At 63.7% G+C, this 23,757-nt stretch carries 22 protein-coding genes; 11 read left to right on the top strand and 11 right to left on the bottom strand.

Translation table 11 applies throughout. The features are described from left to right. Positions 1 to 9 precede the first annotated feature (9 nt). The 6 genes from LAN70_01220 to LAN70_01195 all read right to left on the bottom strand — a co-directional run bounded on the left by LAN70_01220 (position 10) and on the right by LAN70_01195 (position 7,284). The gene (locus LAN70_01220) at positions 10 to 1,281 is read right to left on the bottom strand and encodes a threonine synthase (protein ID MBZ5509768.1); all 1,272 of its coding nucleotides are present in this window, start codon (positions 1,279 to 1,281) and stop codon (positions 10 to 12) included. 74 nt (positions 1,282 to 1,355) lie between these two features. After that, positions 1,356 to 1,979, bottom strand: a complete 624-nt coding sequence (locus LAN70_01215; GenBank protein ID MBZ5509767.1) for a YceI family protein — start codon at positions 1,977 to 1,979, stop codon at positions 1,356 to 1,358. Between the two features lie 17 nt (positions 1,980 to 1,996). After that, positions 1,997 to 3,115, bottom strand: coding sequence for an FAD-dependent monooxygenase (locus tag LAN70_01210; GenBank protein MBZ5509766.1), 1,119 nt, complete (start codon positions 3,113 to 3,115; stop codon positions 1,997 to 1,999). 2 nt (positions 3,116 to 3,117) lie between these two features. Continuing rightward, positions 3,118 to 4,167: a type III polyketide synthase gene (locus LAN70_01205; GenBank protein ID MBZ5509765.1), complete on the bottom strand. Its 1,050-nt coding sequence runs from the start codon at positions 4,165 to 4,167 to the stop codon at positions 3,118 to 3,120. 143 nt (positions 4,168 to 4,310) lie between these two features. Next, complete coding sequence (locus LAN70_01200; protein MBZ5509764.1) at positions 4,311 to 5,147, bottom strand: hypothetical protein; 837 nt, start codon at positions 5,145 to 5,147, stop codon at positions 4,311 to 4,313. 106 nt (positions 5,148 to 5,253) lie between these two features. Next, the gene (locus tag LAN70_01195) at positions 5,254 to 7,284 is read right to left on the bottom strand and encodes a hypothetical protein (protein ID MBZ5509763.1); all 2,031 of its coding nucleotides are present in this window, start codon (positions 7,282 to 7,284) and stop codon (positions 5,254 to 5,256) included. Positions 7,285 to 7,688: 404 nt separating this feature from the next. Between LAN70_01195 and LAN70_01190 the strand changes: the two genes are divergently transcribed. The 7 genes from LAN70_01190 (at position 7,689) to LAN70_01160 (ending at position 15,844) form a co-directional block, all read left to right on the top strand. Continuing rightward, positions 7,689 to 8,255 (top strand): L,D-transpeptidase, encoded by a 567-nt coding sequence (locus LAN70_01190; protein MBZ5509762.1) that lies wholly within the window; start codon positions 7,689 to 7,691, stop codon positions 8,253 to 8,255. Between the two features lie 35 nt (positions 8,256 to 8,290). Beyond that, positions 8,291 to 8,470: a hypothetical protein gene (locus LAN70_01185; GenBank protein MBZ5509761.1), complete on the top strand. Its 180-nt coding sequence runs from the start codon at positions 8,291 to 8,293 to the stop codon at positions 8,468 to 8,470. A gap of 11 nt (positions 8,471 to 8,481) precedes the next feature. Continuing rightward, entirely contained in the window at positions 8,482 to 9,810 is a 1,329-nt protein-coding gene (locus LAN70_01180; protein MBZ5509760.1) for a hypothetical protein, read from the top strand. An 80-nt stretch (positions 9,811 to 9,890) separates the two neighbouring features. Further along, entirely contained in the window at positions 9,891 to 11,126 is a 1,236-nt protein-coding gene (locus LAN70_01175; protein MBZ5509759.1) for a hypothetical protein, read from the top strand. Between the two features lie 28 nt (positions 11,127 to 11,154). Further along, positions 11,155 to 12,528: a hypothetical protein gene (locus LAN70_01170; GenBank protein MBZ5509758.1), complete on the top strand. Its 1,374-nt coding sequence runs from the start codon at positions 11,155 to 11,157 to the stop codon at positions 12,526 to 12,528. Next, complete coding sequence (locus tag LAN70_01165; GenBank protein ID MBZ5509757.1) at positions 12,525 to 14,339, top strand: HAMP domain-containing histidine kinase; 1,815 nt, start codon at positions 12,525 to 12,527, stop codon at positions 14,337 to 14,339. The genes LAN70_01170 and LAN70_01165 overlap by 4 nt, the downstream gene beginning before the upstream one ends. 128 nt (positions 14,340 to 14,467) lie before the next feature. Continuing rightward, entirely contained in the window at positions 14,468 to 15,844 is a 1,377-nt protein-coding gene (locus LAN70_01160; GenBank protein MBZ5509756.1) for a sigma-54 dependent transcriptional regulator, read from the top strand. Here LAN70_01160 and LAN70_01155 read toward each other — a convergent pair. The 5 genes from LAN70_01155 to LAN70_01135 all read right to left on the bottom strand — a co-directional run bounded on the left by LAN70_01155 (position 15,841) and on the right by LAN70_01135 (position 19,567). Continuing rightward, positions 15,841 to 16,248, bottom strand: coding sequence for an MmcQ/YjbR family DNA-binding protein (locus LAN70_01155; GenBank protein MBZ5509755.1), 408 nt, complete (start codon positions 16,246 to 16,248; stop codon positions 15,841 to 15,843). The genes LAN70_01160 and LAN70_01155 overlap by 4 nt on opposite strands. Positions 16,249 to 16,265: 17 nt before the next feature. Next, positions 16,266 to 16,664, bottom strand: a complete 399-nt coding sequence (locus tag LAN70_01150) for a four helix bundle protein (protein MBZ5509754.1) — start codon at positions 16,662 to 16,664, stop codon at positions 16,266 to 16,268. Positions 16,665 to 16,733: 69 nt separating this feature from the next. Next, positions 16,734 to 17,894 (bottom strand): trypsin-like peptidase domain-containing protein, encoded by a 1,161-nt coding sequence (locus LAN70_01145; protein ID MBZ5509753.1) that lies wholly within the window; start codon positions 17,892 to 17,894, stop codon positions 16,734 to 16,736. A gap of 64 nt (positions 17,895 to 17,958) precedes the next feature. Beyond that, positions 17,959 to 18,579 (bottom strand): dephospho-CoA kinase, encoded by a 621-nt coding sequence (gene coaE / locus LAN70_01140; protein ID MBZ5509752.1) that lies wholly within the window; start codon positions 18,577 to 18,579, stop codon positions 17,959 to 17,961. 43 nt (positions 18,580 to 18,622) lie between these two features. Then, on the bottom strand, positions 18,623 to 19,567 hold the full coding sequence (locus tag LAN70_01135) for a bifunctional 5,10-methylenetetrahydrofolate dehydrogenase/5,10-methenyltetrahydrofolate cyclohydrolase (protein MBZ5509751.1): 945 nt from the start codon (positions 19,565 to 19,567) through the stop codon (positions 18,623 to 18,625). Between the two features lie 72 nt (positions 19,568 to 19,639). Here LAN70_01135 and LAN70_01130 point away from each other — a divergent pair, with 72 nt between their 5' ends. The 4 genes from LAN70_01130 to fmt all read left to right on the top strand — a co-directional run bounded on the left by LAN70_01130 (position 19,640) and on the right by fmt (position 23,731). Continuing rightward, entirely contained in the window at positions 19,640 to 20,371 is a 732-nt protein-coding gene (locus tag LAN70_01130) for an rRNA pseudouridine synthase (protein ID MBZ5509750.1), read from the top strand. Positions 20,372 to 20,853: 482 nt separating this feature from the next. Then, on the top strand, positions 20,854 to 22,029 hold the full coding sequence (gene aroC, locus LAN70_01125; protein MBZ5509749.1) for a chorismate synthase: 1,176 nt from the start codon (positions 20,854 to 20,856) through the stop codon (positions 22,027 to 22,029). Between the two features lie 98 nt (positions 22,030 to 22,127). After that, the gene (gene def, locus LAN70_01120; GenBank protein ID MBZ5509748.1) at positions 22,128 to 22,640 is read left to right on the top strand and encodes a peptide deformylase; all 513 of its coding nucleotides are present in this window, start codon (positions 22,128 to 22,130) and stop codon (positions 22,638 to 22,640) included. Positions 22,641 to 22,741: 101 nt separating this feature from the next. Beyond that, on the top strand, positions 22,742 to 23,731 hold the full coding sequence (fmt, locus tag LAN70_01115) for a methionyl-tRNA formyltransferase (protein MBZ5509747.1): 990 nt from the start codon (positions 22,742 to 22,744) through the stop codon (positions 23,729 to 23,731). The last annotated feature ends 26 nt before the right edge of the window (positions 23,732 to 23,757 follow it).

Raw genomic sequence — 23,757 nt, 5'->3', positions numbered from 1 at the left:
GCTTCGGGCTCATGAGGTGGCGGCGGATTTTGCGGAGGGAATCAGGCTCTGGCGCGCCAGGATCTCCTCCAGGCCACTGCCGTCGGGCGGAACTTCGAAGGGCTTGCCGGCCGCCTGCTGTGCGGCGCGAATGTCCTTCAACCCGCTGCCGGTCACCACCGCCAGTGCGCGAGACTTGCGCGGCACCAAGCCTTCGCTGAGCGCGCGCTTCAATCCGGCGACGGCGGTGGCGGCCGCGGGTTCGGCAAACACTCCGGTCAGATGGCCGGTGTAGCTCATCGCATCCAGGATTTCGTCGTCGGCGACATTGATCATGGCGCCGCCGGATTCCTCGATCGCCGTCACAGCTTTTTTCCAATTGCGCGGCACGCCGACGGCGATGCTATCGGCGATGGTGTTCGGCTCCATCGGCTTCATCGGCTGGTGGCTGCGAAACGCTTCGGTAATGGGCGCCGCGCCCGCCGCCTGGACTCCGAGCATGCGCGGCGTGCGCGCGATCAAGCCGATGGTTTTCAGTTCGCGAAACGCTTTCCATGCGCCGGCGATGCTGCAACCGTCGCCCACCGACATGGCAATCCAGTCCGGCGGATTCCACGCGAGCTGTTCCGCGATTTCCAGCCCGACCGTCTTCTTGCCTTCGACGAGATAAGGATTGATGGCGCAGTTTCGGTTGTACCAGCCCCAGCGCTCGCAGGATTGCTGGCACAGTTCGTATGCCTGCTCGTAGCTGCCGCCGACGCGCAGCACAGTGGCGCCGAAGATGAGCAGTTGCGTCACCTTGGGCTCGGGCGCGCGCTGCGGCACAAAAATCGCGCTGCGCAATCCCATGCTCGCCGCCATGCCCGCCAGCGACGAGGCGGCATTGCCGGTGCTGGCGCAGGCGATGATCTTACGGCGCTTCTCCACCGCCTTCACCACGCCCAGCGAACTGGCGCGGTCTTTCAGCGAGCCGGTGGGATTGCGTCCGTCGTCCTTGATGAGCAGTTCACGAACTCCCAAATGGCGCGCCAAGCGGCCGGCTGCGACGATCGGTGTCCATCCCACCGCCAGCGATGGAAGCGGCGCGCGCTCCGCGATGGGCAGCAGCTCGCGGTAACGCCAGTGGCTGTGATCGGTGCGCGCCGCGAGCTTGCGGCGGGTCAGCGCCTTCCGAATGGCGGGGTAATCGTATTGCACATCGAGAATGCCGGTGATCCCGCACCGCGGACACGTGTATCCCACGCGGGGAGAAAATTGCGAGCGGCAAAAAACGCAGCGCAGCCCTGTGACGAAGTTCGGCATAGTTGAGGATATCGTGCGCCAGTCACTATACAGCGGATCGGTAGGAGTGCGGATGACAGGAGAGTTCGAGAGCGCTAGTGAGTGGACGCGCCCGCTTGCGCCGCCGCAGACGCCGCCACCGGCATGAGCCGGCCGACGGCGTGGACGGTGATCTCAACCTTGTTGCTGACCCGCAGCAGCAGCACGCTCGGGTTCCTCATGCCCCATTGCTGGTACGGGACCACGAAGCGCAGGTCGGCGGAGACCTGGTCACCATTGATCTGCACGGGACCGGTGGCGGTCATGGCGTGGGTCTGGCCGTGCATCGTCATCAGCCCCTGGATTTCCATCTGCGACGCGCCTGCGCCCGCAATTTTTCCGATCACGTGCTGCGGTTGGAAGGTGATGTCGGGATAGGTGGCGCTCTCCAGCACCTGCTGGTGCATTTTGCGGTCGCGGCCCTTGCTGCCGCTCTCGCCGGTGGTGGCGTCCACGATCAACTGGCCGGAAGCGCCGCCGTTCTGCGCGTCGAAGCGCAGGAAACCGTTCTTCAAATGAAAAGCGCCGTGGACCGTGTGCACCACATCGGCAAGAACAAAATCGACGTGCGACTGCGCAGGATCAAGTTCGAACGCCAACTCCTGTGCGAAGCTTGTCGCCGCGAAGCAAACCGCCGCAACGATACACGCGGCGATCGCAATTGGGGAACGACGCAACATAGGCTTGCTCCAACCTCTCATGCCGTCAAGATCTCCCACCCCAAGTCCAGGAATCCGGGAATCGCAAACTTCAGCAACGAGAGTTCTCCGACGTGAACCGCCAGAAGCTGCCGGAACAGGCTGGGTTTCGCGGTCAGCGCGCACAACGCACGCCGGCGCACCCACGGGCGTTGGTCCATCAGCAGCATGGTGCGGCCCATGAAGTGGGGCATCCTGCGAATGTCGTCGTGCGCCGCCTGGTAGAGGGAAAGGTTGTCGGCGGCGAGCGCACGCGCGAGCGCGATGGCCTGGCGAAACGACATGGCGAGTCCCGCGCCGGTGATGGCGTCCGACGAACCGGAAGCTTCGCCGACCAGCGCGAACCGGCCGCGCGCCACCGACTTCAGCTTGCGGGTCACGGTGACCGCGCCCTTCATCTCGGTGGTGGTGTGCGCCGCTCCTAGCCGGCGGCGCAGAGCCGGAAATTCCTGCAACGCGGATGCGAAGTCGCTCACCGGCTGCCTGGAGAGCAGCGCGACGCAAACTTCGCGCGTTCCAATCGGGGTCACGTAAGCCTGGTTGTGCTCGCCCCAGTAGATCTCGACGTATTCGCTCCACGGCTCAATTGCGAAATGCAGCCGCACGCCGAGGCGGCGGTCGAATTCGCGTTCGCCGCTCAGCCCCGCCCAACGGCGCACCTGCGAGTTGTGACCGTCGGCGCCGATAATCCAGCCGCACGGAACGGCTCGGCCTTCCACCAGCACCGCGCCATCGCGCGCGGCCGCAACCCGCGCGCCCCACAACATGGTTACGCCGGCATCCTGTGCGCCTTGTACAAGGGCTTGATGCAGCAGAGTCCGGCGGATGCCGACGCCGCGGCCGTGCGGGAAGTCGGCTTCGACCACGCCTTCGTCACCGATAAAACGAATGCCGCGAAACGCGCCGGTGTCGAGATCGTCGAGATCGAGGCCAAGCTCGCGCAGGGCGGCGACGGAGTCGGGCATGAGTCCCTCGCCGCAAGCCTTGTCAATGGGCGGGCGAAACACGTCGGCAACGGTGACGCGGAACCCCTGCCGGCGGGCCGCGATGGCTGCGGCAAGTCCGGCGGGTCCACCGCCGACGACGAATACATCGGTTCGCTGGGGTACGGCTGACATCATCACCACCGCAACAGCACCACCTCGGAGCTGAATCCCGGTCCTAAGGCGGCGAGCACGCTGTAGGAACCCGGAGCGCCGCGCCGACGTGCCAGAAAATCCTGCAGCACGCACAACACCGATGCCGAGGAGAGATTGCCGACCTTGCGCAAGCACTCCCACGACGCATCCAGCGCGCCGTCCGGCAATTCCAGCGTGTCCTGCACCGCTTCCAGGACCTTGGGGCCGCCGGTGTGAAGGATCCAACTGGTGATGTCCTTGCGGCTGAGGCCGTGATCGGAGAGGAACGTATCAACGTCGGACCGCAAATGCTCTTTCACCACTTTAGGAACATCGGGCGAGAGCACGATGCGGAAACCATTCTCGGAAATGTCCCACCCCATGACCTCCTCGGTATCGGGATAGAACACGGAACGGGTATCGACAATCTGCACGCCCGGCAGTCCGCTCTCGGCGCCCGCGATCACCACGGCAGCGGCGCCATCGCCGAACAGGCCGGTGGCAACCAGGTTGGCGGCGGAAACATCGTCGCGGCGCCAGGTGAGCGAGCACAATTCCACGCACAGTACGACCGCAATCTGCTTGGGGAAGGCGCGCACGTAGTCAGCGGCGCGCGCGATGCCGGCCGCGCCGGCGACGCAGCCCAGGCCGAAGATCGGAACGCGCTTGATATTGGGCGACAGCTCCATGCGGTTGATCAGCTTGGCGTCCAGCGATGGGCTGGCAATGCCCGTCACCGACGCGACATAGAGCGCATGGATGTCGGAGGGAGCGATGCCCAGCGGCGTGATGGCGCGGCACATTGCCTGGTAGCCGAGCTCCTCCGCTTTTTCGATCCACAGCGAGTTCGCTTTTCCCCAGGTGTCCAAGCCGGCGTAGGCTTCGGTGGGCAGGACCAGGTGACGCTGCTCCACGCCGGTGCGCGCGTGCAGCCGCTCCAGGAGTTCCGGGCGTTCGAGCCGCTCGCCCCAGTAGTCCTTCAACGCGGCGACAATCGCCGGCTGGTCGTAGACATATTGTGGAAAGGCGCTGGCCGCGCCGGCTATTCTCATTGTCCACCTGAAGCGAGGAATTCACCCACACCCACTGCGAGAGCTGTTATTTCGTCTAAACGCGAGCCGCCGGCAAAAGTTGTCGTTGGTCCGAGGTTGATCTCCATGATCAAGAGACGCTCGGCCCGCGCGCTGGTTACATCTTATTGCAGCTTCGCCAGCTCGTTCCGGTAGAGGCGATTCTGCGGGAAGTTGGCCGCCAGGTCCTGCAGCAAGGCGCGCGCGCGAATGCGGTCGTTGTCGCGCAGCGCGGCGACGGCGAGCAGCAGGCGCGCATAGGGCAGCAGGTAATGTCCTTTATCGGCGGTGATGCGCAATTTCTCGATGCCCATTGCCTTGTCCGTCTCCGCGCCCGAGATGCGCAGGATCCAGCGCACCGGCGCCGGTTTCAGGCTGAGCAGGTAATTCTCGACGCCTACCGCCAGGTACGCGTCATAACAGGCCGGATCGGCCGCCAACAAACGCTCCGCGATCGAGCGGCCCTCTTTCATCAATTTCAGCGCCTGCATATCCCGCTTCTCGATCAGCGCCAGGTAATCGCCTTCCAGGCCGTCGGCCAGCACGTTGGAGAGCAACGCGTTGACGTCGTGAGGATCGCGCGCCAGCGCTTGTTGCGCGAGCTGGCGTGCCTTAGCCAGTTGTGACTCAAACGCCCGCTTCAATTCCGCATTGGGAGCCGGCCGCGAACGGCTCTCGAATTTCTGGTCGTTAACGAACAGTTCGCTTTCCAGGATGTGCAGCCGGTCGAACTCGGTAAACAGGTAAGCGGCGGCGTCGGACACCGGGCCCAGAGGATCGTCCGGATGTTCCTGCTGCCAGTTCTGGAATGCCTTGTGCGCCTCGTCGAATTGCAGGTTGTACATGTGGCGGTAGCCGGCATCCAGTTGCGTCGCAGTTATGGTATCGACAGCAATGCACGGTATCGCGCCCAGGCAGAGCAGCGCGCACACTGCAACCGCGATTTTGTGCCGGAGCTTCATCACCCACATCGAGACCGCTTGGTGAATATCAACCCCCGATAAGGATAAGAGTTGCAAAAAGGGCTGCCGTTACAAGGCAGCCCTTGGTTTGGACCCGTTCCTCCGGTCAATACTGCTTCTGCGCGATGCCCACCAGCACCCGGGTGCTGTCCGACTCCAGGAATAGCGCATCGCCGCTATCGGCGATGTACATGTTAAAAGTAGCGTTCGAGAACGCGTTTGGCGTCGTTGTGAGTGAGGGAATCGCACCGTGCCCGGAGGCAGTGACGGAATAGGAAGCTGACAGCGCGGCGGAGTGCGTCAGTACCCCGTTATCGCTGATGTCCACCGATCCCGTAATCGCGCTGCCGCCGTTCGGGAGCATTTGCCCCACCAAGTCCTCCTCGCCGGGATTCACCACAAAGTCATTCCCGGTGAAATTGAAGGCGTAGTTACCTTGGAACGACCCGCCGCTGAAGGGCCCGAGGGCTTGTGCCAACGCCCTGCCGGCGACGACGTTGGAGGTATCAATCTCAACCATGCTTAAGGCGCCGTTGGTCTGCGGATAGAGCGCGTATAGGTAAGTCGAACCGCCGACCGTCAGATTGGCCGTGGTCCTTCCGGTGGTTGCGTCGGCCACGTTGTACGTGCCCGACACGGCCAGCGAATTCTGCGGATTGCCATGTGCGTTGATGTCAATTGTGCTCGTGGCGCTGGTCACGTTTCCCGTGCCGTCCAGGGTAAGCACTCCACCCTCGCCGAATGCGCCGGCGCTGGTGGACCCGAGGAGCGCGAAGACGAACCCGCCGCGAACGCTGGCATTGGTAAACGGGCCGACCGGCTGCTTGTACACGTCGCCGACCAGTTGCGCGCCCGCATCCGTCTCGACCACCTTGATGTGCGTGGCGTCCACCACGTAATACGCCAGGTTTTGCGTGCCGAATGCGCTGTTCAGAGTCATGGTGCCTCGGCCCGAAGCGTTCGGTGCGGCATAAGTGCCCGCCAGGCTCAGGCCGGCCGAAGGACTGCCGGCGTTGTTGACGTCCAGCGCGCCACTGCTGATGATGCCGCCATTCGCGGCAAACGCGCCCGCCATCGCCAGCGATCCCGGCCGGTTCGTGCCGTTTGCGCCCGATAGGTTGAAAGCATAGTTTCCGGTGACCCCCGCCAGCGTGAATTGCGAAGCATCCTGAAGCTCCATCGTGCCGCTGGCGCTCTGCACTCCGGAGTCGAAGCGTTCCACGAAAACGCGCGCGTGGTTTACTACCGCGAACTGCCAGTTGACCGTGCCGCCGGACGTCACCACATTGGCATTGCCGCGTCCGTCGGTGCCGATGTGGTAGGTGCCGCTCGTGATGGTGACCGCTGAAGCTCCACCACTGTTGATGTCTTCCGTGCCGGCGGTGATGTTGCCGTTGCCGTCGAAGCTGATGCTGCCCGCCGCCACGTAGGACGCGCCGGCATTCTGGCCGGAGAAGGTGAAGGCGTATTTCCCGTTCAAAGTGCCGTTGGAGAATTGCACCGTGATCACGGCGCCGGCCGGCGGCACGCTGTTGTCTTGCGCCGTGGCAGTCACGGTCACGTTGGCGCCCGGCGGCGGCGACGGCGGCGCGGTGTACACGCCCGCCGTGGTAATGGTTCCGCAAGCGCCCGCCACCGCGGACTGGCAGTTCAGAGTCCAATTTACCGCGATGGGGATACCGCTTACCGTCGCCGAAAATGTCTGCTGCCCGCCGGCGGGGACGGTGACTGTTTGCGGGGCGACAACCAAGGGCGCCGCAGGAGTCGCGGGCGCGACAATCGTCACCTGTACGGATATCGTTACGGAGGTGTCCGCTTGCGAGGTTGCGGTGACGGTCACCGGGTTCGGAGTCGGAACACTGTTGGGCGCAGTGTACAGCCCGGTGGAGGAGATGAACCCGACCGTCGAATTGCCACCGACGATGCCGTTCACCGACCACGACAAGGCCGTGTTCGTGGTGTTGGTGACCGTGACCGTGAACTGCTGCGTCAACCCGGTGGTCACCGACGCCGATGTCGGCGAAATGGAGAGGACTACCGTGCTTGTCGATGTCGACGAACTACTACTTCCGCCACAGCCTGCCAGTACCGCGAGGATCAGGAACACTACCGCCCCTGACAAGATGACCCGTTTCATCAATCACTCCTGACTAGTGCCGAAGAATGCCGATCACGTTGTGAAAAGCTGGAAATGCATTATCTGCGCCCGGCTCGGTTTAATTCAAGCGGCGTGCAGCACTTCTTCGCCATGAGCGGATTCCTTGAGCTTCATTTCCGGCGATCTCGTCATGGTCCTGCTGCACGGATGAAACAAATTCCACTCCGTGTTCATCGGAGGAAGCTCTATCCGCAGTAACGGTCGTGAGCAAGCGCGTATGGCTACCGCCTTGCCCCCCGCCCTTGTCCACTGTGTCACCCCTGACACGCTCGTGTCCACCCGGACACATCCTGCACTGAAGCCACACTAATAACTATAACCTTATCAATAACTTACGTTATGGCAGCGGTAGTGCCCTATGCCTAAGCCGAGAGGCAAGGGCGATGAGCAAGATCAACGGAAACTCGATGCGGATGGCGAAGGCGAAGTGGATCGTGGCAGTCCTGCTGATGGTCACCGCCGACGCCCTGGCGCAGAAACAGCAGCCCGCGCGCCAGGTGCTGGTCAGCATCCCCGACCGCAAGCTCGCGGTCCTGGAAGACGGCCGCGTCCTCAAGGTATTCCCGGTTGCGGTCGGCGCCGACGACAGCCCCAGCCCCGACGGCGAGTTCCAGATCGTCAACCGCCTCAGCAACCCGACCTACTACCACCCGGGCAAGGTCATCCCCGCCGGGCCGGCCAATCCGCTGGGTTCGCGCTGGATTGGCCTGAGCCTCAAGGGATACGGCATTCACGGCACGAACGCGCCGCGCTCCATCGGCAAGGCTGCCTCGCATGGCTGCATTCGCATGGCGAAGCGCGACCTCGAGCACTTTTTCGAGATGGTGCGCGTGGGCGACACGGTGGCCATCCGCGCCGAAGCCGATGCCCAGACGGCGCAGATCTTCGGCTCGACCGAGACGGTTGTTGCCCAGGCGGAGACCACCTCGACAGTTGCGGCAGGCCAGTAGCCGATTCCTGACTACTGAGACGAGAGGAGAACGCAATGCAAGACGCGATGACAGCAACGGTGGCGGTAGCCGGGCTTTTCTTCTCGATCATGTGCGCGCTGCTGCTGGAGGAATTTATTTTCGGCGGACTGTTCCACCTGCTGCGTCCGATGCGGCGCAATGCGACCCGGCCGCGTCCGCAAGACGATCTTTTCGGTAACTCGGAATTGAAGTAACGGAGGAAGTCATGCTCGCACTGAAGTATTTGCTGCTGGCCGGCGCGATTGGGATGTTCATCGCCGCGCTCGCCGTCGTGGCGTACGATTTGTACGTCGAACTCCAACACCGCCGCGGCGTCACGCGCGGCGTCACCGGCTACCCTGAACCCGAACCGCTGCGCTGGCGCACCGCGGTCGCGCTGGTCGCCGTCGCCTGGGCGCCGCTGCTCATCGCCCTGAGTATCATCGTGGTCCCTAGCGGAATGGCTGGCGTGCGCGTCAGCCAGGTTGTGGGGACGCGTCCCGGAACGCTCTACCCCGGCGTGCACCTGGTCACGCCGTTCATTGATCGGGTGGAGATGTTCGACACGCGCGACCACCTCTACACCACCGGCGTAAGCAGCGAAGTCGCCAAATCCATGGACAAGAAGAAGCCCGAGCCCTTGAACGTGCAGGCAAAAGAAGGCCTGACGCTCGGACTCGCCATCACCGTCCGCTACAGCCTCGATCCCAACCGCCTCGACCACATTCAGAGCCACTTGCCGCAGCCGGTGGACACCGAACTGGTGCCTCCGGTGGTGGCCAGCGCGTGGCGCGAACTTGTGCCCAACTACACCGTGCGCGACGTCTTCTCCGCCAAGCGGGAAGAGGTCCGCCAGCGCGCGGAAAAAATCATCACCCAAAAACTCGGCCCCGACGGAATCCGCGTCAAGGAGGTCATGCTGCGCGACATCCAGCTTCCCCCGGAGTACGCCAAGGGCCTGGAAACCCTGCTGGTGCGCGAACAGGAGAACGACCGCATGGGCGTGGAAACCGAGATCCAGCAGAAGCAGGTGCGCATCTCCGAACTCCAGGCGGAAGCGCAAAAGGTGCGCGAAGTGAAGGGCGCCGAAGGACAGGCGCAGGTCCGCGTGCTGCAGGCCAAGGGCGAATCCGACGCCATGCAGTACACCCTGCCGCTGAAGCAGAAGCAGATCGAGCAATCGCGGCTGGAAGCCGAAGCGCGCAAGGAAACCACCATCAAGAACGCCGAAGCCGCCGCGCAAGCCAAGGTGATTGACAGCAAGGCGGAACTGGAGCGCCGCAACCTGCTCGCCGACGCCGAGGCCAACCGCATCCGTGTCACCGCCGCCGCCGACGCCGAGCGCATGAAGTCGGAAGCGCTGGTGCTCAAGCAGAATCCGCTGCTCATCAACAAGATCGTTGCCGAGCGACTCTCCGACAAGATCCAGGTGATGATGGTTCCTTCCGACGGGAAATTCTTCTTCGCCAACGACGTGTTCCGCAGCATGGGCGCGCCGCCGCAGTCTGGAGGCGAAGACGATCCGCCGCCGCGCGGGAAACAGGGCCAGCAGTGAAACGAGTCTACGGTCTACGGTCGACGGCTGGCAGCAATCGGCCGTCGACCGTCGACCGCCAACCGTCGACACGAGGAACCATGTTCATCCCGCGTTATAATCCGCGCAGCTTCATGACCCGCAAAGCAATCCGGCTCTGCGTCCTGGCCGCACTCGCACTCGCATTCTGCCTCCCCGCCGCGGCGCAATGGACAGAGCCCAGCGCCCAACTGGCGCGCGACATTGCCGCCATCACCGGGCCGGGCACGGTGACGCTCACCGTGCACAACGTTTCCTCTCTCACCGCCGACTACATTCCGGTCATCAAGCGCGATTTGCAGAACGACCTCCGCTCCGCCGGCGTGCGCGTGGTTGGCGCCAACGCCGCCGCCGACATCAAGCTCACGCTTTCGGAAAATGCCCAGGGCTACGTCTGGGTCGCCGAAGTGCATCAGGCCAACGAAACCAAGGTCGCCATGGTCACCGCACCGCGCTCGCAAGCCTCGGTGCCGGCGCTGAACGGGCCCTTGGTGGCCATTCGCAAGACGCCACTGTGGTCGCAGGATTCGCCCATCCTTGATGTCGCGCAGGTGCAGGCCGGCGCCGAGCCGCACATGATCGTGCTCGATCCGGCCGCCATATCGCTCTACAAAATGACCGCCGGCCGCTGGACGCCCGAGCAGCAGTTCGCCATCCCGCACGTGCGCGCCTGGCCGCGCGACATGCGCGGACGCCTGGTGCTGGCGCGCGATCATCTCTTCGACGCCTACCTTCCCGGCGTGGTGTGCGCCAGCACCGCGCAACCGCCGCTGACGGTGAACTGCCGCCCCGGCGACGATCCCTGGCCCATCGCCGGCGTGCAGACCGCTCTGTTCGGCGCGTCGCGCAATTTCTTTACCGGCGTGGTGACGCCCGCAATCGGCAAAGCGACCAGCGTGCCGGCGTTTTATTCCGCCGCCGGCATTCCGCGACCGACATACACGCTCTGGGTTTTCGCGCGCGCCGATGGTTCCGTGCACCTGATGGACGGTGTCAATGATGTTGGAGTGCGCTCGGCGCGCGATTGGGGCAACGACCTGGCGGCGGTCAAGAGTTCCTGCGGCGCGCAAACCCAGTTGCTGGTCACCGGAACCGGAGATGGCGACGCGCCGGACGTGGTGCGCGCTTTCGAGATCGCCGACCGAGAGCCGGTTGAGGTCAGTGCGCCGGTGGAGCTGGCTGGGCCAGTGACCGCGTTGTGGACTTCCTCAGACGCGCGCAGTGCCACCGCCGTCGTGCGCAATTTGAAAACGGGCAACTACGATGCGATCGAGCTTGCGATTACTTGCGGCCAGTAGACGACACAGGGTGGGGATTTTCCTCGCTTTGCTGCTGATCTCTCACGCTTCCGCGGAAACCCGCCCGCGCTACGGCGGCACGGTGCGGGTGGAAATGCGCGCCGCACCGCCTTCGCTTGATCCCGCCGCGCCTGCCACCGGCGACGACCCCAGCTTTGCCCAAATTGCGCCACTGGTTTATGACACCCTGGTTCGGCTGGATGCCACAGGCCGCGCAACGCCGTCGCTGGCATCCTCCTGGCAACAGGAAAGCGAACATCGCTGGCGCTTCACGCTGCGAGCCGGCGTGCACTTTTCCGACTCGACCGGGCTGACCTCCGCCGTCGCTGCGCAGTCCCTTCACGACTCCAATCCCGACTGGAATGTACGTCCGCTCAGCGACTCCATCATCATCGAATCCGAGCAGTCCTTGCCCGGCTTGCCCGCCGTGCTCGCGCTGCCACGCAATTCCATCGTGCTGCGCGCCGACGGCAAAATCCTCGGCACCGGCCCGTTCCGCGTCAACGATTTCCAGCCTGGCCGCCGCCTCACGCTCGCTGCGCTGGAAGAGGGCTGGCACGAGCGTCCATTCGTTGACGCCATCGAAATCCAGTTCAACCGCGGCGCGCGCGAGCAGATGATGGACCTGGAACTCAACCGCGCCGATCTGGTCGAAATCGCGCCCGACCAACTCGCCCGTCTCAACCAGTCCGGCCGGCGCGTCTTCTCCAGCGATCCGGTTGACCTGCTCGCGCTGCGCTTCAGCCATTCCAACCTGCGCGACGCCCGTGTGCGCGAGGCCATCGCTCTTACCGTCGATCGCGACTCGATTTACAACGTTCTTTTGCAGCGCCATGGCGAATCGGCCGTCGGCCTGTTGCCCAACTGGATCACGGGGTATTCTTTCCTGTTCGCGGCCACGCCCCAGGTGGCGCGCGCCCGCCAGTTGCGCACCGAGGCCAAGCAGACCGCCGCGCTGACGCTGGTGTATGACGCCGCCGATCCGCTGGCGCGCCTGGTGGCAGAACGGGTCGCTCTCAACGCCAACGATGCGGGAATCACCTTGAAGACGCTGCCCAGCACGCAAAACGTTACCGTGCCCGATATCGAACTGGTGCGCGTGCGCCTGGCGTCCGCCGATCCCGTTGTCGCGCTGGCGGAAGTCTCGCGTACCGACCGCCTGGCGCTGCCCGTGCCGGAGTTGGTTGCCCCACCCTTATCCGCTCCCGGTTCTGGAGCGGATAGGGTGGGTCTATCCGACGTTTATCGCGCCACCACCGCGGCGTTGCAGGATCATTGGGCCGTGCCCATCGCCTACTTGCCCGCCGCCAGCGCCGTCGGCCCGCGCGTCCGCAACTGGACACGGACTCGCGACGGAAGCTGGCAGCTCGAAAATGTCTGGCTCGCTCCGGAGGCACGATGAGTTTTCGCCGCCGGCTGCTGATCGCGCTCGCGCTCATCGTGCTGGTCACCGTGGGCGCGGTCTCGACGGTTGTTTCCTGGCGCACCCGCAGCGCCTTCGAGCGCGCCGATGGCGAGCGCACCGACGCCCTGATCGCGCAGTTCCGCCGCGAGTTTACCCGCCGCGGCGACGACGTTGTCCGCCGCGTTGATGCCATCGCCGCCGGAGACACCGTCTCGCGCATGGCTCTCGATCTCAGCCACGGCGCCGATTCGTCCGCCTACGTCACCGAAGCCAGGGCCGTCGCCGAAAGTCACCAGCTCGACCTGCTCGAGTTCGTCAACGCCGGCGGCAGCATCATTTCCTCGGCGCAATGGCCGGCGCGCTTCGGCTACCAGGAAGAGGTCGCGCCCGATTTGCCGTCCCAAGGCGCTGTGCTCCGCCTTGTCCCGCTGCCGGATGGCGCCACTCTCGGCCTGCTCGCCGCCCGCGCAGTCAATATTGGTGACAAGCCCCTCTTCATACTCGGCGGCCGGCGCCTCGACCGCGACTTTGTTTCATCGCTCACCCTGCCGGCAGGCATGCGCGCTCTGCTCTATCGCAACCTGCAACCGGGCTTTGCCGCGCCATCGCTCATCGGTCCCGCCGGTGCCGTGGACAATGCCGAGCGGCTTGCGCCGCTCATCGTGCGCGTGCAACAGCAGGGAAGCGACGCCGACGAAACCGTGCAGTGGTCCGCCGACACCGCCGACAGCGAGAGCTTCCACGCCATTCCGCTCAAGGGCGCGAACGGCGCGCTCCTGGGCGTGCTGCTGGTCGGCAGTTCACGCCGCAGCCTGATCGAGCTGCAGCGGCACATCGGCGCCTTCGCGCTCATCGTCGGCGGCATCGGAATCCTGCTCGCGATTCTGCTCAGCGGCTGGGTGGCGGCGCGCGTCACGCAACCCATCGAACGTCTGGCCGAAGCCGCGCGCGAAGTCGCCGCCGGCAATTGGGACGCGCACGTCGCAGTTACCTCGCGCGACGAAATCGGCCAGCTTGCCGAATCGTTTAATTCCATGACCCATCAACTGTTCGAACAGCGTGACCGCGCCGTGCAGGCCGAGCGGGTTGCCGCCTGGCGCGAACTTGCCCGCCGTCTGGCGCACGAGCTCAAAAATCCGCTCTTCCCGCTGCAAATCACGGTGGAGAACCTGTTACGCTCGCGCAGTTCCGCCGAATTCGACGAAGTCTTTCGCGAGAGCACCGCGACCTTGCTGGCTGAACTCGGCAACCTGAAGGCCATCGTCGGACGCTTCAGCGACTTTTCCAAAATGCCGCAGCCGCAGCTCCAGCCGGTGAACGTCAACGACATCGCGCGCCAGGCGGTCAGCCTGCACGACGCGCAGTTCCGCGCCGACGGCCGCCCGCCGGTCACCGCCAAGCTGGAGTTGGACGATTCGCTGGCGCCGGTTGACGCCGATCCCGACCTGCTGCACCGCGCCTTGTCGAACCTTGTGCTCAACGCGCTCGACGCCATGCCGGAGGGCGGCTCCATCACGGTCCGCACCAGCGCCACGCCCGAGCACGTGCGCATCGAAGTCTCCGACACCGGCAGCGGCCTGACACGCGAAGAATGTGAGCGCCTGTTCACGCCCTACTACACCACCAAGCGCCACGGCACCGGGCTGGGCCTGGCGATCGTGCAGTCGGTGGTGAGCGATCACGGCGGCAGCATCACGGTGGACAGCACGCCCGGCAAGGGAACAACATTTCGCATCGACCTGCCGCGGACAAGTTCCGCGCCCGCGGCATCGAACGATATGTTCAAATCGGCGATGCTGAATAATTAGCCACAGAGGACACAGAGGAAATAAAGAATCTAGCCACAGAGGAAACAGAGGAAACAAAGAATCAATGATCGACGCATTGCAGATTGAGTCTTCCTCTGTGTCCTCTGTGGCTAACCTGTAACCGAGGAATTGTGACGAAAGCGCAACTCCTGATCGTTGACGACGAGGCGAACACGCTGGCTTCGCTGTCGCGTGCCTTCCGCCTCGCCGGCCACGAGGCCACGGTCTGCGACAATGCCGCCAAAGCGCTGGAGCTGGCCCGCTCGCGCGAGTTCGACCTCATCCTCTCCGACGTGGTCATGCCCGGCCGCGACGGCTTGGCGCTGCTGGAAGACTTGAAGGCCAGCGGAGTCACTGCGCCCGTGGTGATGATGTCCGGCCAGGCGCACATCGAAATGGCGGTGCGCGCCACCCGGCTGGGCGCGCTCGACTTCCTGGAGAAACCGATCTCCACCGACAAGCTCCTGCTCACCGTCGACAACGCGCTCAAGCTCAAGCGCCTGGAGCAGGAAAATCAGCAGCTCAAGGCGCGGCTGGGCAAGCACGAAATCGTCTGCTCGGGCGAGGCGATGCAACGCGTGATGGCGCAGATCGAGCGCGTCGCCGCCAGCGTCACGCGCGTCTGCATCTGCGGCGAGACCGGCACCGGCAAGGAACTGGCCGCGCGCACGCTGCACGACAAGAGCCCGCGCCACGGCGGTCCCTTTGTCACCTTGAATTGCGCCGCCGTGCCCGCCGAGCTGATTGAATCCGAGCTCTTCGGCCACGAAAAAGGTTCCTTCACCGGCGCCGCCTCGCGCCATATCGGAAAATTCGAGCAGGCCAACGGCGGCACGCTCTTCCTCGACGAGATCGGCGACATGCCGCTCGCCATGCAAGCCAAACTGCTGCGCGTGCTGGAGGAGAGCGAGGTGGAGCGCATCGGCGGCGACCGCCCGGTCGTGGTGGACGTCCGGGTCGTGGTCGCCACGCACCGCAATCTGGAAGAGCTGGTGCGCGAAGGAAAATTCCGCGAGGATTTATTTCACCGCATCTATGTTTTTCCGCTGGTGCTTCCGCCGCTGCGCGCCCGCAGCGAGGACATCCCCGCGCTCGTCGAGCACTTTTCGCGGCAGGTGTGCGCCCAGAACGGCTGGAAACCCATGCGCTTCGCTCCCGAGGCCGTCGCCGCGCTCCTGCGCTATGGGTGGCCGGGCAACATCCGCGAGCTGAGAAATGTCGTGGAACGACTTATGTTGCTGGCCGTGAGCGGCGAGGTGGACGCCGCCACCGTCGCACTGGCATTGCCGCAAGCCCCGGCCACCGGTTCATCCACAACGGCCACCGGCACACTCTCCGAGCGCGCCGCCGCCTTCGAGCGCGAGACCATCCTCGCCGAGCTCAAGGCGCACCATCACCACATCACCAACACCGCCCGCGCCCTCGGCCTGGAGCGCAGCCACCTGTACAAAAAGTGCCAGCAGCTTGGTATTGACCTGCGCTCCGCCCGCGGCGGTTCAGCCTAAAACCTTTTTTTCTTCTTTGTCATTGGGGGCCGGGTTTTGACCCAGCGAGGAATCTGCTTTTCTCCGAGCTTGGCCTGCACACTGCGCGGCAACTTGCTCCGAATGTTCCGATACGACTCCGCAATCACCTCGCGCATCTCCGCATCGCGCAGCAGGTCCATGCGCTCCAGTTCCACCCAATCGTGCTTGCCGATATACGGCGCGCGCCGGATGCCCTCGATCTCCAGCAGTTCGGCGCAGCGCTCGGGCGTGCACTTCACCCAGACCCGCGGCGGCGTGTCGGCCAGAGTGACGTTGACGAAGAATTTGTTGGCCACGCGAAACAGCAGGCACTCGCCCCATTGCAGCCCTTCGCTGGCGCCGGGGAAAGAGAGGCAGTGTGCGCGCAGAGAATCCAGGTCCATTTACGAGTTGTTAGTTGCTAGTTGTTAGTTGCTGGCGGAGTAGGGGGCTTCTTTCCCCCACGGCTCAGGTCAGACCCGATGAGCCCATTAAGAATCTTCCCAAGCTCGTCAGCCATCTTGTGGATGACTTCATATTGCGCTGCGCTCAGGAACTGCAACCGGTACGCTATCTCTATTTGGGTCTGCAACTCCCATAGCGAACCTCTTGCCTGTCCCAGAAAATGCTTGAATTCTCCTTCGGTAAGCCGGCCCTGTCCCTCAGCGATGTTGCTCGGGACAGACACTGCCGCCCGCCTCAATTGAGATGTCAGGCCATAGATCTCTTCCTTCGGGAACGTAGCCGTGGCCCGGTAGAGAGCAACGACGAATTCCACGCCCTTTTGCCACGCAATGAGCTCGCGATATGAGTACGGCATCCCTGCCTCGTTTATCACCATTCGTAGAGGGCACGCAGCAAATCTAACAACTAACAACTAACAACTGATTCAGGCCTGTTCCCTCGCTTCCCCCAACGTCACTTTCACATCCATCTTCTCGTGCCCGCGGAAGATGGTGACGGTCACGATGTCTCCGGCGCGGTGATTGTTCATGATGTGCGACAGGTCCTGCTGGTCTTCCACCTGCTGGCCGTCAATGGCGACGATCAAGTCCCCGCCCAGCATGATGGGCATGTTTCCCAGGAACGCGCGCTTGGTGCCGCCGCGCAGGCCGGCATGTTCCGCCCCGCTTCCGGCAATGACGTCGTTGATCAGCAATCCATAGTCGGAGGAGAGGCCGAGTTGCGACGCCAGCTCCGGCCCGATGGGAATGGTATGCACGCCCAGCGCCGGCCGCCGCACCCGGCCCAGCGACACCAGGTCGTTGAGCACCGCCTTGGCCGTGTTGATGGGGATGGCGAAACCGATGCCCGCGCTCTGTCCCACGCTGGAGGCGATCAGGGTGTTGATGCCGATCACCTCGCCGCGCGAATTCAGCAGCGGACCGCCGGAATTGCCCGGGTTGATGGCGGCATCGGTCTGGATGGCCTCGTCAATGCCGGCGCCGCCCGGTTCCTGCACCGAGCGGATGGAACTGACGATGCCGCGCGTCATCGTGCCGCTCAGGCCGAACGGATTCCCAATGGCGAAGACTTTCTGTCCTACCTGCAGCCCGCGCGAGTCGCCCAGGGTCGCCGGCGTGAACCCGCCGCCATGAATCTGGATGACCGCCAGGTCATGCGCGCGATCCACGCCGACCACGTCGGCCTTGTAGGTCTTGCGGTTGTAGAGCGTGGCTTCGATCTGGCGCGCGGAGCCGGTGCCGGCGGCGTTGGCGATCACGTGGTAGTTGGTGAGAACGTGGCCTTCCTTGTCGAGGATGAACCCCGATCCCTGGCCTTCCTCGGGCACCACGCCGTAGAAAAAGTTAAACGACACCGAGCGCGACTTGATGTTCACCACCGAGGGCACGCCCTTCTTGTACACCGCGACGTTGACCTGCTCCTCGGGGTCGAGCGCCTCCGGCCCGGCCGCCTCGGTCAACTCCAGCTTGCCCGCTCCGCCCCCGAACCAGTTCGTGGGCGCTATTCCCGCGCGGTGCGAGGTGGTGTAGAAATAAAATGCGCCGACAAGCACGAGCGCGAGCAGCAGTACGCGTATTCCTCTCATAAAGGCAGCTCTTAGCTATTAGCTCTTAGCCTTTAGCTGTTAAGCGACAGCCAACGGCCAACGGCTAAAGGCTGATGGCTAACTGCTTCAGTTCACGAAAAACTTGTTCCACTTGCCGTTCCGTCTCCGCAGGCGAACCCGAATTGTCGATCACGTAATCCGCCGCGCGAATCTTTTCTTCATCCGAACGCTGCGCCGCCTGTCGCCGCGCAACCTCCTGCCGCGCCACTTCCACCGTGATGCCCTGGCGCTCCGCAAAGCGCGCCGCCTTCTGCTCCGGCCGGCAGGTCACCATGATGATCTTGTTGAAGCGCTTCTGTACGCCCGCTTCCACGATCAGCGCCGCCTCCACGATGACCACCGCGTTGCGATGGCGCGCCGCCTCCTCTTCCATCCAGCGCTCCTGGTGCGCTATGACCGCGGGATGGACCAGCCGGTTCAGTTCCTCGACGCGCCCGCCGCCGAAGGCCGCCTGCGCCAGCTTCTGCCGGTCGATGGTCCCGTCCTCATGGACGATGCCGCGGCCGAAATGTCGCACGACTTCCTGGTACACCGGCTGCCCCGGCCGCATGAGCCGGTGCGCGATCTCGTCGGCCTTGATCAGCCTGGCCCCGCGGGCCACGAGCATTTCGCCGACCGTGGACTTGCCGCATGCCACGCCGCCGGTCAACCCCACTTTGAGCAACCGCTGCCTCGCTCGATAAAAGTCGTATTACGACATGGTTGAATTACCGCGCCTCCGCCATCGCCGGAACCTTTGCGCCGTGGCGCATCTTGCACGCCCGGAGCGTGTTCACCATCAGCATGGCGATGGTCAGCGGGCCGACGCCGCCGGGCACGGGCGTGATGGCGCCGGCGATTTCCGCCACGTGCGGGTCCACGTCGCCGATCAAGGTCGAGCCCCTCTCCGCGAACGATTTCTCCCGCTTCTCGTTGCCCTTGAAAAATTTGTCGAACTCGGCGCGGTCGGTGATCTTGTTCATGCCCACGTCAATCACGGTCGCGCCCGGCCGCACGTAATCCTGGTTGATCATGCCGGTGCGGCCCATGGCGCACACCAGAATGTCGGCGCGGCGGCAGACGCCCGGCAGGTCGCGCGTCTTGGAGTGGCAGATCGTCACCGTCGCGTGGTTGTTGGTGAGCAGCATCGCCGTGGGCTTGCCGACGATGTCGCTGCGTCCCACCACCACCGCTTCCGCGCCCATGATCGGGATGTCGCTGCGCCGCAGGATTTCGATGATGCCCTCGGGCGTGCACGGCACCAGTCCCGGGCGCTGCGTCGAGAGGAACCCGACGTTGACCGGGTGGAACCCATCCACGTCCTTCGCCGGGTCCACCGCCATCAGCACCCGCTTGGAGTCCACCTGCTTGGGCAGCGGAAGCTGGACCAGGATGCCGTCAATTTCGTCGCGCGAGTTCAGGTCGTGCACCAGCGCGAGCAGTTCCTCGGTGGTGGAGGTGTCGGGCGGAGTGTGCTTCTCGCTGAAGATGCCCAGCGCCTCGCAGCTCTTCACCTTGCCGCGCACGTAGATTTCCGACGCGGGATTGTTGCCCACCAGGATGACCGCCAGCCCCGGCCGGATGCCGGCAGCGTTCATGCCCTTCACCTCGTCGGCAACCTCGGCCTTGATGGCGGCGGCGATTTTTTCGCCGTCCAAAATTCTGGCAGCCATGATTCCTCGCACAGTAGGAAGATAAATACAGCAGAACATTGTACTTTAGGCGCGAGGCATGCATACGCTGATATGAAGCCACAAGCGCAGGAGCGTCGTGTCGGACTGGCACGGGCGATGTCGAAGCGCGGGAGCTGCTCGCGTTCGCAGGCGAGCGAGCTGATCCGCGCCGGGCGGGTGCGGCTGAACGGCAAAGTGCGGCGCGATCCGGAAACGCCGGTGCGGCTGGAACAGGATCGGATCACGCTCGACGGACAGCCGCTCCAGGCACAAGAGAAGGTCTACCTGATGTTGAACAAGCCGCGCAAGGTGGTGACGACGGCATCGGACGAAGCGGGGCGGAAGACGGTGTATGCCTGCCTGCCACCGGGGCTGCCGTGGGTGGCGCCGGTGGGCCGTCTGGACATGGCGAGCGAGGGCCTGCTGCTGATGACCAACGATTCGGAGTGGGCGGCGCGGATCACGGCGCCGGAGTCGCACCTGGACAAGAGGTATCACGTGCAGGTGGGCGCGAGGCCGGAAGAGGAATTGCTTCAAAAGATCATGGCGGGCGTGGAGAGCGAGGGCGAGTGGTTGCAGGTGAAGCGGGTTGAGGTGCTGCGCCAAGGAGGGCGCAATTGCTGGCTCACGGTGGTGCTCGACGAAGGCAGGAACCGGCAGATTCGCAGGATCATGGAGGCACTGGGAGTGGAGGTGTTGAGGCTGGTGCGGGTAGCGATCGGGCCGGTGGAGTTGGGGGAATTGAAAAAAGGGCAGGCACGGAGGTTGAGCGCGGAAGAGAAGAAGGCGCTGGATGATTTGTGATTTAGTGATCTAGCGATTTGTGATTTGCGGGAACCGTCAGTCTGCGGCCGTCAGGCCAATGAATGAGGAGCGAAGACTGAAGCGCAATAGCTTCAGTGCCAGAAGGGATCGCCGATGCCGGTTGGCTTGAGGGCGGAGTCGGTCGCGTCTGCCGTACTGCTGAATTTTCCGGGCCCGGAATCGCGCTGCGGTAGCGGCGGAAAATCGGCTTCGCTACAGCCGCACGGATTCAGGTTCGAGTATTCGGAATGACAATTAGGGCAAACCATGGGATCGCCTCCCTATACAGATACGAGCTTAGGGAAATCCTGGCAGGCAGGGAAATTCAAAATTTTGCTGGGCGCGATTAAGAAAAACAATGGAAGAGCGGGGCGTGTGCGGTTTGCGAACGGGTGACAGCCGAGGCTTATTAGGAGTTCAGGAGGCAATTCCCGACTCGGGACTCGGGTCTGGCGACTCACTTGTGGTTTAATCCTGTTTCCATGTTCCGCTTTATCACTGCCGGAGAATCGCACGGAGAAGCGCTGGTGGCGGTAGTGTCGGGAATGCCGGCCGGGGTGGCAATTGAGCAAGTGTTTCTCGACCGCGAATTGTGGCGGCGTCAGCAGGGATATGGACGCGGCGGGCGAATGAAGATCGAGCGCGACACGGCGCACATTGTGTCGGGCGTGCGGCAAGGGAAGACGATTGGGTCGCCGATTGCGATCCTGCTGGAGAACAAGGATTGGAAGAACTGGCAGGAGTCGCTGCCGGTGGGCGAAGGCGATCCGGCGAAACATAAAAAGGTGGCGTCGCCACGGCCGGGCCACGCGGATTTGGCGGGCGCATTGAAGTACAACTTTCCCGAAGCGCGATACGTGCTGGAACGCTCGTCGGCGCGGGAGACGGCGGCCCGCGTGGCGGCAGGGGCGTTGGCGAAATTATTTTTGCGCGAGATCGGCATCGAAGTTCTGAGCCACGTGGTTGCGGTGGGAGCGGTGTCGGTGGAACGCGAGGTGACGTGGGAAGAAATCGCGCGGCTGTACGGGCGCGACGAGGTTGTGCTCAATTGCGCCGACGCGGACGTCGAACAGCGGATGAAGGCGGAGGTGGAGAAGGCGATCGAGGCGCGCGACACCGTCGGGGGCGTATTCGAGGTGCGGGCGCACAACGTGCCGCCGGGACTGGGCACGTACGCGAACTGGGACGAGCGTCTGGACGGGCTGCTGGCGCAGGCGGTGATGTCGCTGCAGGCGGTGAAGGCGGTGGAGATCGGTAGCGGGATCACGGCGGCGGGCGCCATGGGATCAAGCGTGCACGACGAAATCGGCTATGCGAAACAGGGCGGCGCCTTCACCGGCTTCACCCGCAAGTCGAACCGCGCCGGCGGCCTGGAAGGCGGCGTGTCGAACGGGCAGGACATCGTGGTGCGCGGGTATTTGAAGCCGATCTCGACGCTGCGGCGTCCACTGGAGTCGGTGGATTTCGCCACGCGCGAGCCGGTAAAGGCGGCGTACGAGCGCTCCGATGTATGCGTGGCGCCGGCGGCGGGCGTGGCGGCGGAGGCGATGGTCGCGCTCACCCTGGCGCGTTGCGCGCTGGAGAAATTTGGCGGGGACAGCATTGGGGAGACGAAGAGGAACTATGCCGGATATCTGGAGCAAATACGGAGGTTCTAGGATTTGTAATTTGTAATTTGTAATTTGCAATTGCTTACGCTCGATATCGCACGAGCGAAAATTGCAAATTACAAATTGCAAATTACAAATCAGCACGCATGATCTATCCCATCGTGAAGTTCGGCAACCCGGTGCTGGACAAGCCGGCGGAGAAGGTGACGAAGTTCGACGACGAGCTGCACAAGCTGCTCGACGACATGTTCGAGTCCATGTACGCGGCGCATGGCGTGGGCTTGGCGGCGCCGCAGATCGGCATTTCGAGGCGCATCGCGGTGATTGATATCAGCTTCAAGGAAGACCAGGACGCCAAACTGGTGCTGATCAATCCGGAGATCATCCACAGCGAAGGGCGGCACACGCAGCAGGAAGGCTGCCTGAGCCTGCCGGAGTTCCGCGAGAACGTGACGCGGCCGCGCGTGGTGACCGTGCGCGCGCAGGACGCGAAAGGAAACTGGTTCGAGAAAACCGGCGAGGACCTGCTGGCGCGTGCGCTGCTGCACGAGACCGATCACCTCAACGGGAAGCTGTACATCACGCACATTTCGGCGCTCAAGCGCGACCTGATCAAGCGCAAGGTGCGCAAGCTGATCAAGCAGGGAGAATGGAAGTGATTTGGTAATTTCGTAATTTGGTAAGTTGGTAATTTAAACAACCTCATGCGGTGCGGCAGACCTCTCCAAATTACCCAATTACCAAGTTACCCAATTACCAAATGGACGTAATCTTCTGTGGCACTCCGCAATTCGCCGTACCCGCGCTGCAGGCGCTAACCAACGCCGCCGCCGGGCATTCCGTGCGCCTGGTCGTGACCCAGCCGGATCGCCCCAGCGGGCGCGGCATGGAACTGAGCGCGCCGCCGGTGAAGCAACTGGCGCAAAGGCTAGGCCTCGAGGTGACGCAGCCGGAAAAGATCAAAAACAATTTGGACTTTCGCGCGCGGCTGGAGGAGATCCGGCCGGAGGCGATCGTGGTGGTCGGCTACGGGCGCATCATTCCGCAGTGGATGATTGACCTGCCGCCGCTGGGGAACATCAACCTGCATGGTTCGCTGCTGCCGAAGTATCGCGGCGCGGCGCCGGTGCAGTGGGCGATTGCGTCGGGCGAGACTGTCACCGGCGTGACCACCATGCGGATTGACCCCGGGCTGGATACGGGCGACATCCTGCTGCAGCGCGAGACACCCATTGCGGCGGAGGACACGGCGGTCACGTTGGCGCCTCGGCTGGCGGAGATGGGCGCGCCGCTGATGGTGGAAACACTCGCGGGATTGCAGGCGGGCACAATCACGCCGCGCAAGCAGGATAATGCGCAAGCGACCCTGGCGCCGATTCTCAAGAAAGAAGACGGGCAGATTGATTTTCGGCGCAGCGCGCGCCAGATCTGCAACCGCCTGCGCGGGTTTCAGCCCTGGCCGGGCGCGTACACCACGTTTCGCGGCAAGACCCTGAACGTGTGGGCGGCAAGGCCGGTAGAGGAGTCAGGAGTCAGGCGCCAGGAGTCAGCGGTCGCGCCCGGCGAGCTGAGCGTGGAAAAGGACCGGTTATTTGTCTTTTGCGGCGAGCGGACCGTGCTGGAGGTGCTGACCGTGCAGCCGGAAGGAAAGAAGCGGATGGCTGCGCGGGACTTTATTCACGGGTATCATCCTAAATCGAGCGAGCACCTCGGCACGGAAGAACACAGGGACACAGAGGCACAGAGGTAATTCTTCTTTCTGGGTCTCTGTGACTC

The sequence above is a fragment of the Terriglobia bacterium genome (genome assembly GCA_020072845.1).
Taxonomy (GTDB): Bacteria; Acidobacteriota; Terriglobia; order Terriglobales; family Acidobacteriaceae; genus JAIQGF01.
This window is presented reverse-complemented; position numbering and strand designations above follow the sequence as displayed.